The organism is Lacrimispora struthionigena (assembly GCF_048627165.1).
GTDB lineage: Bacteria > Bacillota > Clostridia > Lachnospirales > Lachnospiraceae > Lacrimispora.
In genome coordinates, this window is sequence record NZ_JBMBWP010000002.1 from 1,065,888 (window position 1) to 1,078,781 (window position 12,894).

The window sequence follows — 12,894 nt, forward strand, 5'->3', positions numbered from 1 at the left end:
TTACACTAGGAGAAAAATGGCAATTAACCTATCTTTTCCAGTTGATATTCATCCACTGCCAGCTTCAGGGCACCCATGATCCCCTGGTTGTCGCTAAGGCTTGGTAAAACAATATAATGCTCCATATCTTCCAGTTCTTTTGTTTTGATATAACCGCCCAGCTGACGGGTTACTTCCTCTCTCACCAATGGAATCAAATGCTCCTGATGCATCACACCGCCTCCCAGAATAATACGCTGGGGAGAAAGTACCATAATATAATCAACAAGTGCCTGAGCGATATAATAAGCTTCCAGCTCCCAGACTTCTTTTCTGTCTGCCAGCTGTGCTCCCTTCATTCCCCAACGAGCCTCTATGGCAGGACCTGCTGCCATGCCTTCCAGGCAGTTTTTGTGGTATGGACACGCTCCCTCAAAGGAATCTTCGGGATGTCTGGATAAAAGCAGATGTCCGCCCTCCGGATGAAGCATTCCGTGAAGCAGCTTTCCATTGGTTATAATACCAGCTCCCACGCCAGTTCCAATGGTAATATACATACTGTTCTCAAGCCCCTTTGTAATCCCCCAGGTAGCCTCACCAAGGGCAGAGCCATTCACATCCGTATCAAACCCCACCGGTACTTTTAAAGCCTCTTTAAATGCTCCCACAATATCATAGTTCAGCCACGCAAGCTTGGGAGTGGTGGTAATATAGCCATACGTATCTGAATTCCTGTTAAGATCAATGGGACCGAAGCAACCGATTCCCAATGCTTCAATTTCCTTATCCAAAAAATATGCAATCAGTTTGGGCATGGTAATCTCCGGTGTCTCCGTCGGTATGGAAACCCGCTCTAAAATCTCGCCGTTCTCATTGCCTATGGCACAAACCATCTTTGTGCCTCCTGCTTCTAATGCTCCCAGTCTCATAACTTCTCCTCCTGCTTTATTCGGGATTGGAACAGATGACAGACATCTTCCCCTCAAATCTGCACTCTTTACTCTTTGCCGGTATAATAAAATTCTGACCTGCTTCCAATGGAATTCCATTAATGGAACCTTTTCCGCTTATCACGCTGACATTGGTAAAAAACTTAGAAAAATCTTTTGCAAATACCCCATCAATATCATACTTGTCCACGGAGTAGTACTTACAGGTGATTAAATGTGTATGCACAGCCCCGGATAGCTTCTCTGTTACAGCTGTTGCCTGATTTTCCTTAAATGGTGCTCTGATGGTGGCAATACTCTGTTCCACATGCAGCTGTCTTGGTTTTCCATCCGAAAGACGGTCATAGTCATAGACACGGTAAGTGATGTCACTGCTCTGCTGGGTCTCAAGAATTAAAGTTCCGCCCTTAATCGCATGGACGCAGCCCGGATTAATCTGGAAAAAATCTCCCTTCTTAACGGGAACAGTCCGTATAAATTCCTCCCACTGATGGTTTCGTATCATGAATTCCATCTCGTCCCGGTCTTTGGCATAATGACCGATTACAATTTCTGTATCCGGTTCACAGTCCAGAATGTACCAGCATTCTGTTTTTCCAAGAGAACCATTCTCATGAATCTTTGCGTAACTGTCGTCAGGATGTACCTGAATGCTTAAATCATTCTTTGCATCGATGATTTTAACCAGAAGAGGAAACTGGTCTCCGGGATAAAAACCAAATATCTCCGGTTTTTCCTTCCATAAACGGCTTAGAAGCTTTCCGTCATAAATTCCACCGGCAATCTGGCATTCCCCATTCTTATGAGCACTGATTGCCCAGCATTCCCCTGTAGTATCGCTTGGTATGTCATATCCAAATACTGTCCGAAGCTTATTGCCGCCCCAGATGGCTTCCTTAAAAACAGGTTCCAGAAATAAAAACTCCATCACTCTTCCTCCTTATGTGTCAACCCTGTATGCTTACTGCCTATATTTTACATGAATATCAGTAAAAGGAAAAGAGGTATTTCAAGTTAAAGAGAATCTTTTCCATATACTTCAATCTGAGTAAGGGCAGGGAACGGAGAAGGATCATCTGCTTTTATTAAATTACTCAGCTTTAACCAGGTAATCTTACTCTTTTTTATTGAGAATATATGAGGTTTTATGCTTTTTTCCATTTTCACAACCTGACTCGATCCATCTGAAAATGTAAAGGTTACTTCCACCCACCAGTTATCGTGGGGGAAATCGGCACGGGTATATAATACAATCTGGTCAAAATCCACTTCCCGTCCAAAATCCAGAGTGATTTCTGCATCATCCTGACGGTTAATTCCCCATGATTCATAGGGCCACTCACCATGGGATTCATTGGCAAGAACGCCATCGATGGCATTGCGTGCTGCAAATACAGCCTCACCTCTGGTTTCCACATTGGCAAATGCATGAGGGAAACAACCGGTATCACCATGCTGGTCCATTACATTGACTGCAAGATTGCGGTACTGTTTTACTTCTGTTTCCACAGCTTTCCGAATGGTAAGGTAATGCTTTGTTCCGGTAAATGCCTTGGGATTGTAGGATACTTTTTTATCTCCAAATGGTATGGTAAACATCACTTCCGGTTTTGTTATATAGACTAAGGATTCATCCATACAGTCATCAATCCGGATTACGTAATGTCCGCCGGGTTCATCTGTTTTGCATACAATGGCATCTCCTTCTTCATAACTGCCTTCATACACCAGGACTGCCTGCTCCTCTCCTGATGCAAACGCTTTTATGGTATCACTTAACCCCTTTACAGTAATTGATACACTGGTCATCATTCGTCCTCCCGCTCTTCCTGTTCAAAATAGTCTTTGTATTCTACCTCAATCTGGTGTTTCATACGTTTCATGCTGTAAGTCAAGTGTTCTCTAAGAGATTGTTCCAGACCTTCAATGTCCTTTTTTTCCAGCAATTCAAATAGCTCTGTATGCTCTCTGATGATTCTTGTAAAATCGGTTTCTGTTACAAAATCCAGCATTCTGAATCTGGTGTAATGAAGCTGCTGTGCCTGTATCATATCCCAGAGTTTCCGTTTACCCGTAGCACGATACCAGATGGCGTGCATCTGTGCGTCCATGCGGTAAAACTGCTCTGGTTCAAATCCTTTTTCCAGTATAAGCGCCTGCTGCCTGCGGATCATATACCGGACTTCCTCCATCCAGAGTGGAGTCGCCATATTGGCAAAATCACGCATAACCATGGTTTCCACGGCAACGCGCATGTAAATCATCTGTTTGATGGTATCCAGATTAAGAAGTGTCACCTGCGTACCGGAATAAGGTACGGATATGACGAATCCCTGCTCCTGCAGCTTTCTTACCGCTTCTCTTACAGGAGTCCGCGATACACCAAACCGTTCGCAAATCTCATTTTCACTTATGATCTGTCCGGGCTTTAATTCCAGATCCAGAATCTCCTGCTTTAAAGTTTCAAACACCAGGTCGCCACGGTTTTTATAGGTCTTGGTCTTTCCTTCCATTGAACCCTCTCCGTCCTTAAAATTAAACATAATAGTTAAATAAAATATGCCATGACTCCCGCCTGTTAAGGGCGGGCATCATGGCCATGTTTATCCCACTGGGGACTTCCCTGTAAGGGCATGCAATTACTGTGGCTGTTTACCGATGTAAGCTAAAATACCGCCGTCAACGTAAAGAATATGTCCATTGACAAAGTTAGAAGCATCAGAAGAGAGGAATACTGCAGGACCTGAAAGATCCTCAGCTTCACCCCAGCGTCCTGCCGGTGTCTTAGCAATGATAAACTGATCAAAGGGATGTCTGGAACCATCTGCCTGTACCTCACGTAAAGGTGCAGTCTGTGGTGTTGCAATGTAGCCAGGTCCGATACCGTTACACTGAATGTTGAATTCACCGTACTCAGAAGCAATGTTCTTTGTCAGCATCTTCAGTCCGCCCTTTGCAGCTGCATAAGCAGATACAGTCTCACGTCCAAGCTCAGACATCATGGAACAGATATTAATAATCTTTCCGTGACCTTTTTTAATCATTGACGGAATCACTGCCTTTGCTACGATAAACGGAGCATTTAAGTCAACATCAATTACCTGTCTGAACTGTTCTGCTGTCATATCGCACATAGGAATACGTTTGATAATACCTGCATTATTAAACAGGATATCGATTACGCCTACTTCTTTTTCTATCTGAGCAACCATGGCATTAACAGCCTCTTCGCTGGTAACATCGCAAACATATCCGTGAGCAGTAATGCCCTCTTCTTTGTATGCTGCAATTCCTTTGTCTACTAATTCCTGCTTAATATCGTTAAAAACAATGGTAGCGCCAGCTTCTGCAAGAGACTTAGCAATCGCAAAGCCAATACCATAAGATGCGCCTGTTACAAGTGCAACTTTTCCTTCAAGAGAAAACTGTTTTGTAAAGTTATCCATATTCGTGATTCTCCTTTGCTTTTATTCTGGTCAGTTATTTCGTCATTAGAAAATTAGTTTGTATTCAAATATTAAAGTTTGTATACAAATTCTATGACTTGTATTTATGCTAACACAATGCTAATCTTTTTTCAATATACATATTAGACAAAGTAGGCATTTTTTATTTAGTTAAAATTTTCCAAATTCTGAATCTGCCCAAAACAAAAAAGTTCCGGCATTCAAAATGAAAGTCGGAACTTTTTGTTCACCGAATTATTTGCATCCACATCCGGAATCCGTAGATCCCATTACTGACCCGCTGTAGGTTCTTCCACAGCCATTTGCGCTCCAGAATCCATCACGGAATCCGGTCTCATAACCATCTTTAAAGCCGCATGCATATCCCTGACGATAGCACATGTTCATGCTTCCGTTTCCAGTTGTTGCATCACTGACATCACTGCATTTGTCATTGCATTTGGTATTACAATTATTTGCATTGCTATTTCCGCTTGGGCAGTTGCAATTGCATCCGTTATTCCAATTATTACAACTCATTTTCATTTACTCCTGTTTAATCAGTTCGTAATATATCTTATGCCCAAGTCTTTCATATGTGAGTTAAAATGGTGAAATTTTTCACTCTAAAGTCATCATTTTTCTATTTTTAAACTCCTGAGCTTTTCCTTCATTCCAGTCATTTACAGGTCGGTAGTATCCCGCTATTCTGCTGTAAATATCCGTCTCTTTTCCGCACTTGGGACAGATCTTTTGCTCACCCGGCAGATAGCCGCAGCTCTGACAGACAGAGTATACTGGTGTAAATGTCAGGTAGGGAATCTCATACTGATTAGTCATGCGCCTTAAGGCATCTCTGACAGTCCGATAATCCTCTTCCTCCTTCTTCATGAATACAGAAAATACAGTACCTGCCGTATACAAAGGCTGAACGCGATTCTGAATCATCAATGCCTGAGAAAGGCTGCCTCCCCAGTCTGCCGCCAGCTTGGTGCTGTTGGTATAATAGGGTACAGGTGAATGATCACCTGCAGATCTTATGCCGGGATATTCTTCTCTGTCAATTAGTGCCAGCCGGTATGCCGCCGATTCAGCCGGAGTGGCCTCAAGGCTATACAGACTTTTATACTGTTGCTGATAAACAATGAGTTTCTTCTTCAAATGCTCCATCACATTAACTGCAAATGCCTGAGTATCTTCTGATTCCATTCCCCTTCCCAGCCATTTTGCATTCTTTCCGGCTTCATCCATACCCACAATACCAATTGATGAGAAATGATTGGAGAAATTCTCCAGATAGCAGGCTGTATAAGGGTAAAGTCCATTTTTCAAAAGTCTGGTTATTACGTTCCGCTTGATATCAAGAGATCTGGCGGCAAGATCTGCCACGTTGTCCAGACGTTCATAAAAGTCGGCTTCATCAGAGGCCAGAAATGCGATTCTCGGCAGATTAAGAGTTACCACACCGATGGAACCTGTATGTTCTCCATATCCGAAAAATCCCCCGGCTTTATGGCGCAGCTTTGTAAAATCAGGGATACTTTTGGGAGTAAATGCCCGTACATCTCCTGGAGTAAGACCGCTATTGATGTAATTGGAAAAGTAAGGAGTTCCGTAATGAGATGCCAGTGTAAACAACAGGCGGTTTCTCTCCGAATCGGACCAGTCAAATTCCTTTGTTATTCCAAATACCGGAATTGGATACTGAAATCCCATTCCTCCGGCATCTCCTTCCAGCATTGTCTCTAAAAAGGCACGGTTCACCATATCCATCTCTGCCTGACAGTCTCCGTAGGTAAAATCCATAAACTTCCCGCCTACAATGGCCCTTTGGGATTTCATATCCTCTGGTACCGTCAAATCAAGGGATATATGGGAAAATGGAGCCTGGGTTCCCCAGCGGCTTGGGGTATTTACTCCAAACACAAAGGCCTCCATGCATTTTTTCACTTTATCATAAGCCAGTCCATCTGCTTTGATAAAAGGCGCCAGATAGGTATCAAAGGATGAAAATGACTGGGAGGCAGCCCATTCATTTTGCATAATACCAAGAAAATTTACCATCTGATTGCACAATGTGGCCAGATGTTTTGCCGGTGAAGCGGTGATTTTTCCGCTGATTCCGCCCAGTCCGTCTAATAAAAGCTGCTTTAAAGACCAGCCGCAGCTGTATCCTGTCAGCATGGAAAGATCATGGATATGGATCTCTCCATGATTATGAGCGTCTGCGATCTCCCTGTCATAAATTTCAGACAGCCAGTAATTTGTAGTAACTGCCCCGGAGTTGTTAAGAATAAGACCTCCAACTGAATAGGTTACCGTAGAATTTTCTTTCACATGCCAGTCTTCAACTTTTACATACTGGTCTACCACATCTTTGTAATCCAGGGTGGTACTCCCTAAGTTTCTGATCTTTTCCCGCTGTTTCCGATAGAGAATATAAGCCTTTGCCACTTCCGTATAGCCGGTTTCTTCCAGAACCTTTTCCACACTGTCCTGAATATCTTCCACCGGAATACTCTCCGTATGAATCTTATTTTTAAAATCAGAAGCTACTCTTAATGCCAGAAGCTCAACAATACTGTCCGTATAATACTTACCCGTTGCCTCAAAGGCTTTCTTAACTGCTTCTTTGATCTTGGATAATTCAAATCCTGTGACTGTTCCATCCCTTTTTACTACATTCAACACGCCCATACGCACCCCTTTTTATTCATTTACCTGATAAATCATGATACGGTCTCTGCTTTTTAATTCCTGTTGAAAATAACTGCTTTCCCCGTTGACCTCCAATACTACTTTCCCGGTAAGATTTTTAAAATCAAGTCCGGAATATTCCAGCATGTCCATAAGATAATAAGGACGCTGATCCGGTTTAATAGGAAAAGTCATAGGTTTGTCATTTAAGAAAAATGTGATTTTTCCATCGCTTTTATGAAACGCTGCGTCGGAAGAAGCAGATGCATCCGTATGCCCTTCCAGTTTTAATCGCTGTTCTTTATCAATCTGTATGCCGGTAGACGTCATCTGTGCCGGAGGAGTCAAAATCCCCGGAATATTCTGAGGAGCAGAAACCGGTTCCTGATACGGGGCTTGTTCCTCTTCCTCTGCTTCCTCATACCAGTCTTCCTCTGGAAGAATTTCCTTTTCCCGTACTATTTCTATTACAATGCTGTCTCCGGTTTTTAAGGAAATATCTTCTTTTGCCTCTATTCCATTGACCAGAATCTTCTTTCCGGCTCCCGGCTTCTCAATATCCGAAAGCATGGCAGAAGCGCTCTTTCCGTGACTGGCAGATACAAATACGATCCAGTCCTCTGCGCTTACCTGATCAGAAAGCTGCGCTTCCTCTCCGTTCAGTGTGAGGACAGACGGTTCTGCCTTCTCACCATAAAAAACAGTCCGCTTACCGTTAACACTTACAACCAGATTCTGACCGGAACGCCCGATCATATCCTGATAGTTATATCCATTCATCATTAAAACGTCCATAACGGTAAAGGTTCCGCCTCGGAAAAGCTTTGCCGGGCGTTCGTTTAATATTACCCGGAAACCATCATTGACAATATTAAATCCGGCTGATATCACGATTCCAAGAGGAGTGGCATATTCCGGATTCTCCAGATCATATTCATCGGAATAAGCGTTAATCTTAAAATTATTTCCTGCAATTGCAACACGCTTGGAATCAATTTTTAAATGTTCTACAATTCCCTCTTTCAGTCCGGACAGCCTGCTGCCACCGCCTGCCAGAAAGACTGCTGACGGCATACCGCCATTCACCTCCAGTATTTTTTCAGAGATCTCCTGACAAAGCCTGGAAGATGCCTCTTTAATGCTGGAAAAAATGGCTTCCCTGGTGATTGTCTGCTCAAAACCAAGGATATCTGTAAAGTTAAGTTCCTCTGTTTCATCAATCTGAGATTTGATTTTTTCCGCAGTTTCAAAATCCACTAAATATTCCTTCATAATGGATTCCGTTATCTCATCTCCTGCAAGTATGGCCATGGTATAACCTGTCACACTTCCATCCCGGCATACAGCGATATCAGAGGTACCTGCACCGATATCCACCATGGCAAGGTTAAGAAGGCGGATATTCTGGGGGATGGCCGCATTGATGGCAGCAATCGGCTCCAAAGTCAGGCTTGCTACCTCAAGACCAATTTTATGCATGGCAGAGTATAAGCTTTCTACAACCTCGGTGGGAAGAAATGTGGCAATGATATCTGCCTTTAAAACCCGTCCATGATGATCAATTAAGTTGGAGATCATATAATTATCCAGGAAATATCTGCTTACGGTATAACCAACCAGATAAAACTGACGGTCAGTATCCCTTCCCTCCCGGTTCATAAACTGCTTCTCCGCTTCACTGATGGCTCCCGCTTCCAGTCTGCTGACGGATTCTGCATCAATCTTCTGAGCTCTGGCAAGCTCCATCTCATAGGTCACACTTTCTGTTCTCAATGCTCTTCCCGCGGCTGCTACACAAACCTTTTGCAGCTTGCAGCCCAGCTTTTTTTCCAGTCTCTCTTTCACCTGTCCGGCAATTTTGGCAACCTGATCAATATCCTCGATCTGTCCGTCAATCATCGCCCGCTTGGTGTGCTCGGCTCTCTCTATGGCAACGATATGTATTCTGTCCCCATCCGGCATTCCTACCATGCCAATGATGCTTCTGGTTCCAATATCCAGAGCGAAAATAGCCTGATCCGGGAGTGTATCTGTCAAAATGCTATTTCTGTTATCCATAAATAATGCCCCATCCTCTTTCATATTTGTCTTTATTTTACTAGTATCAGGGGTCTCCGTCAATCGAATAACGGAAACTTTTGTTGAAACAGAACGATTTTTGATACAAAAGAACTGGTTCATGTATTAAAAACATTAAGTTTGTCACCATAAACAACTTCCTTTTTCTGTATATGGGTTGTGATTTCTTTCCCGTAATATTAACGGTTCACCATCTCATATAACGGGTGAGACAACCCTGTCGGTATATAAAATTCTTTGCCAATGGATTGAAAGCCCAATTTCTTCAGCAACTTTTCTGATGCCTTGTTTTCAGGATGATGGCCTGCATATAGTTTATTAGCATTTAATATGTGAAAACTATAATCGATAGCGGCTTTCGCTGCCTCTAAGGCATACCCCTGTCCCCAGTATTTTTTCCGTAAATGAAAACCTAGCTCGTAAGAATGCTTTTCGCTTTTATAAGGGCGGAGCCCGCAGCATCCAATGAGTTCTTCTGTCGACAGTTCAAAAATCGGCCAGTATTGTATATGGTACAATTCATCATTACGAATTTCCGTATTCAGGCGGTTTGCAATCTCTTCCTTTGTAAACTTACCTGTGGAACAGATAAACCGGGTGACTTCCTCTTCTCCCCATAGCTGGGATGCAAGATTTAAATCAGCATTATTCCAATTGGAAAATCCAATTCTTTTTGTTTTGATAAAATATTCACGCATGTTAAATCCTCCTTTCTTTGGTAGTCTGTTTCCTTAAATCAACCCTTCAGCTCAGCCAGTTTCACAAACTCTTCACAAATCCTTCAAATTCCTGTCACACTTTCACAGTATATTAGTAAATGTAAAGAGGCCAATAACTTTTTAAATAAGACTTTTTTTCATACAGCCGACAGGATCCCCCATCTTGTCGGCTCCTCCCTTTTTGGGGGGTAAGCAGGGTGGATTACTAACATTTCCATACTATTTTATAAGAAAACTTCTAAATACAATTAAGTTATTATCAGGATCCAGAAAGCTCATGTTTTTTGCTCCCCACGGTCTTATTGTTGGAGGTTCCAGGATCTTGACACCAAGGGTTGTTAATCTTTCATACTGAAAATCCACATCATCTACTGTAAACGCTAAACAAATATTTTGAGCATTCATCTCACGCTCCACTCCATCATTATAAACACTCAAGGATGTTTCCTCGGAGATGATAAACTGATGAATATTATCATCACTTCCATTATCAATATCAAATATGGACTTATAGAAATTAGCTAATCGAACAACATCTTTTGTGAACAAACATACTTCTCCCACCTTCACTGATTCTCACCTCATTTTCTTATTATATATTCTGCCACTCTGATGTAACTTTTCACAATCTCTTCACAAATCTATCAATTTCCCGTCACATTTTTTCGCTATATTAATAATTGTAAAGAGGTCAATAACCTTTTAAATAAAACTTTTTTTCATACAGCCGACAGGATCCCCCCATCTTGTCGGCTTCCTCCAACTCTAAGGACGTAACTTTAAGTATAATTTTATCTCATATTTTTTCAGATTAAAAGATAATAATTGATATTTTCATAGTAATTATATATACTTATATAGTAATTATTAATATTTATATCAGTTTAGGGGGAAAAGATATGTACAATCATGCACCTACAGGCTATGTATGCCCTTTTTGCCTAATTGCTAAGGGAATTGAAAATGAAAATATAAGTACAAAGCAGAACGATATTATATTTCAAGATGATTATGTTACTGCATTTATATCATCTTGCTGGTGGAAAAATAATAAGGGTCACGTTATCATAATTCCTAATAAACATATTGAGAACTTATACGATTTACCATCTGAAATATCTTACCGAATTCATGATTTAGAAAAAGATATCGCAATAGCCTTAAAGGAAACTTACAGATGTGACGGAGTATCTTCCAGACAGCATAATGAACCATGTGGTAATCAAGATGTTTGGCATTATCATCTTCATATATTTCCAAGATATAAAAATGATCATCTGTATAATTCAGAAAGAGAAAACACCAAGCCAGAAGAGCGTTTAGAATATGCAATAAAGTTGAAGGATTATTTTGCCAAGATGAAGCATAATTAATTAGGACGTTGATTCACAAAAAACAAACCAACGTCCTGCTTTAATTATATTGCGCTTCACTTCATCATTATTTATTCGAATCTGATTCACTCTCTGCTTCAAGTTTTTGTACCCTTTTTTTATAAATAAATACAGAAAGCATTAATGCACCAAGGGTTAATATAAATACCTGTGCAAATATAAATCCCCCTGTGGCAACTGCACCTGCTAATTTACCATATTTATAATAAGATGTTGCAGAGAAAAGAATTCCACACAATACTCCTGAAATCAGACTGAGTATGACGTTTGTTTTAAAATTCGGTTTCAGTCTCCTGTCCCATATGCCATTAATCATGCATGCTATAAGCAGGTATATGGAAACAAGCATAAATACCACCCATTCACCAGCAATATTACGGAATAAGTTTTCGGAATCTGTAGACAAGGTTACCTGTAGCAGAATTGCAGCTAACAGTCCCCAATACACAATCCAGAATCCGTAGTGTTCGATCTTTAATAACTTTTGCTCCTGCATTTCATCCAGATTATTCTTTTTTCTATTCATTATTATCATCCTCCCAAAATAAATCATCAAGACTTTTTCCTAATACCCGGCAAATAGCCCGGCATAATTTTATCGTTGGGTTGTATTCACCTTGCTCTATGGCATTCATGGTCTGCCGTGAAATTCCCACTTTCTCAGCCAGCTCTTTTTGAGTCAGATCCAGTTGGGCACGGGCAACTTTTATTGGTATATTTCGACCCACTGCAATCACCTCCACATGACTATATTACTATATGATGTACTTAATGTCAAGTATATACGACATATAATATTCTATTTTAGACATAACAGATCAGTCTAATAGTCAATTGATCTGATTGCTTTTGAAAAAACATTAATCAACTATAAGCTCGTAAAATGTTTTTATTTTAATTCCAACAATTTCATAATATCATCTAAATGCTCTTTGTTTGTAATTCGGTAATGAATCCATCCGCCGCTGCCACAAGGATATTTGGCATCTATTTGCTCCTGTGTATACTGTGTAAGGGAAGGATATGCCTTTTGGAATGAATCATCGGATAACCTCAGCATAACATTAAAAGCTCCACATTCGGGAAAAATATCACAAAGCAGCTTTTTATTTCTACGGTAGGTAACGCACCAGCCATAGCTATTTCCATAAGGAAAACGTATCTCACTTTGAGCATGTTTCACCTCTTTCATGAACTGCTCTAATTCAATAAATAGTATTCCACTCGCTCCACACCATTCAATCATATTAGATATGTTAGGGCGAATTGACTTGTCAAGCAATCTCTCATACATAGATTTACCTCCATTCACTTTCAGCTTCTATTCCAGCTAATATTACATGATAATCATTAGACTTTAGATATTACCATATTTAACTATATCAACAATAACATATATAATGTGTACTATTAAAATAAGCAATGAAATAACTTTTTATGGGTTGGGGTAATATAAGACCCCTGATTGATAAAGTAGCATTTTACAAACAGAATACCATTGTATTTATAAATCATCAATGATTTCCTGTTAACTCTTCTCTCACAAAATCTTCACATACTCTACAACTTTTCTACATAACAAAAGAGTATAGTAACAATTGTTACAGGTAATATCCTTTACATTTATATA

General features: G+C 40.7%; 14 protein-coding genes. 1 reads left to right on the plus strand and 13 read right to left on the minus strand.

The features are described from left to right. Nucleotides 1-23: 23 nt before the first annotated feature. From ACOAOT_RS14015 to ACOAOT_RS14060, 10 genes are all read right to left on the minus strand, one after another. Complete coding sequence (locus tag ACOAOT_RS14015) at nt 24-908, minus strand: ROK family protein (RefSeq protein ID WP_420217560.1); 885 nt, start codon at nt 906-908, stop codon at nt 24-26. A gap of 16 nt (nt 909-924) precedes the next feature. Continuing rightward, nucleotides 925-1,860: a type I phosphomannose isomerase catalytic subunit gene (locus ACOAOT_RS14020; RefSeq protein ID WP_420217561.1), complete on the minus strand. Its 936-nt coding sequence runs from the start codon at nt 1,858-1,860 to the stop codon at nt 925-927. An 83-nt stretch (nt 1,861-1,943) separates the two neighbouring features. Beyond that, on the minus strand, nt 1,944-2,738 hold the full coding sequence (locus ACOAOT_RS14025) for a carbohydrate-binding protein (RefSeq protein WP_420219425.1): 795 nt from the start codon (nt 2,736-2,738) through the stop codon (nt 1,944-1,946). Then, nucleotides 2,738-3,442: a GntR family transcriptional regulator gene (locus tag ACOAOT_RS14030; protein ID WP_420217562.1), complete on the minus strand. Its 705-nt coding sequence runs from the start codon at nt 3,440-3,442 to the stop codon at nt 2,738-2,740. Before ACOAOT_RS14030 ends, ACOAOT_RS14025 begins: the two co-directional genes overlap by 1 nt. Before the next feature lie 126 nt (nt 3,443-3,568). Beyond that, the gene (locus tag ACOAOT_RS14035; protein WP_277408580.1) at nt 3,569-4,375 is read right to left on the minus strand and encodes a gluconate 5-dehydrogenase; all 807 of its coding nucleotides are present in this window, start codon (nt 4,373-4,375) and stop codon (nt 3,569-3,571) included. Nucleotides 4,376-4,630: 255 nt separating this feature from the next. Beyond that, on the minus strand, nt 4,631-4,915 hold the full coding sequence (locus tag ACOAOT_RS14040) for a hypothetical protein (RefSeq protein ID WP_420217563.1): 285 nt from the start codon (nt 4,913-4,915) through the stop codon (nt 4,631-4,633). An 81-nt stretch (nt 4,916-4,996) separates the two neighbouring features. Further along, a complete protein-coding gene (locus tag ACOAOT_RS14045) occupies nt 4,997-7,066 on the minus strand; it encodes a ribonucleoside triphosphate reductase (RefSeq protein ID WP_420219426.1) in 2,070 nt (689 codons plus the stop codon). Nucleotides 7,067-7,084: 18 nt separating this feature from the next. Further along, nucleotides 7,085-9,130 carry a cell division protein FtsA gene (locus tag ACOAOT_RS14050; protein ID WP_420217564.1) on the minus strand — a complete coding sequence of 682 codons (2,046 nt, stop codon included), beginning with the start codon at nt 9,128-9,130 and terminating at the stop codon, nt 7,085-7,087. A 200-nt stretch (nt 9,131-9,330) separates the two neighbouring features. Further along, the gene (locus tag ACOAOT_RS14055; protein WP_420217565.1) at nt 9,331-9,849 is read right to left on the minus strand and encodes a GNAT family N-acetyltransferase; all 519 of its coding nucleotides are present in this window, start codon (nt 9,847-9,849) and stop codon (nt 9,331-9,333) included. A 240-nt stretch (nt 9,850-10,089) separates the two neighbouring features. Continuing rightward, on the minus strand, nt 10,090-10,440 hold the full coding sequence (locus ACOAOT_RS14060; protein ID WP_420217566.1) for a VOC family protein: 351 nt from the start codon (nt 10,438-10,440) through the stop codon (nt 10,090-10,092). A 329-nt stretch (nt 10,441-10,769) separates the two neighbouring features. Between ACOAOT_RS14060 and ACOAOT_RS14065 the strand changes: the two genes are divergently transcribed. Then, nucleotides 10,770-11,243, plus strand: coding sequence for an HIT family protein (locus ACOAOT_RS14065; protein ID WP_420217567.1), 474 nt, complete (start codon nt 10,770-10,772; stop codon nt 11,241-11,243). Nucleotides 11,244-11,310: 67 nt separating this feature from the next. Here ACOAOT_RS14065 and ACOAOT_RS14070 read toward each other — a convergent pair whose 3' ends face one another. The 3 genes from ACOAOT_RS14070 to ACOAOT_RS14080 all read right to left on the minus strand — a co-directional run bounded on the left by ACOAOT_RS14070 (nt 11,311) and on the right by ACOAOT_RS14080 (nt 12,558). Continuing rightward, the gene (locus ACOAOT_RS14070; protein ID WP_420217568.1) at nt 11,311-11,790 is read right to left on the minus strand and encodes a DUF6773 family protein; all 480 of its coding nucleotides are present in this window, start codon (nt 11,788-11,790) and stop codon (nt 11,311-11,313) included. Continuing rightward, complete coding sequence (locus ACOAOT_RS14075; protein ID WP_104436355.1) at nt 11,783-11,992, minus strand: helix-turn-helix transcriptional regulator; 210 nt, start codon at nt 11,990-11,992, stop codon at nt 11,783-11,785. The genes ACOAOT_RS14070 and ACOAOT_RS14075 overlap by 8 nt, the downstream gene beginning before the upstream one ends. 161 nt (nt 11,993-12,153) lie before the next feature. Further along, nucleotides 12,154-12,558 carry a DUF3788 domain-containing protein gene (locus ACOAOT_RS14080; RefSeq protein ID WP_420217569.1) on the minus strand — a complete coding sequence of 135 codons (405 nt, stop codon included), beginning with the start codon at nt 12,556-12,558 and terminating at the stop codon, nt 12,154-12,156. Between the last annotated feature and the right edge of the window lie 336 nt (nt 12,559-12,894).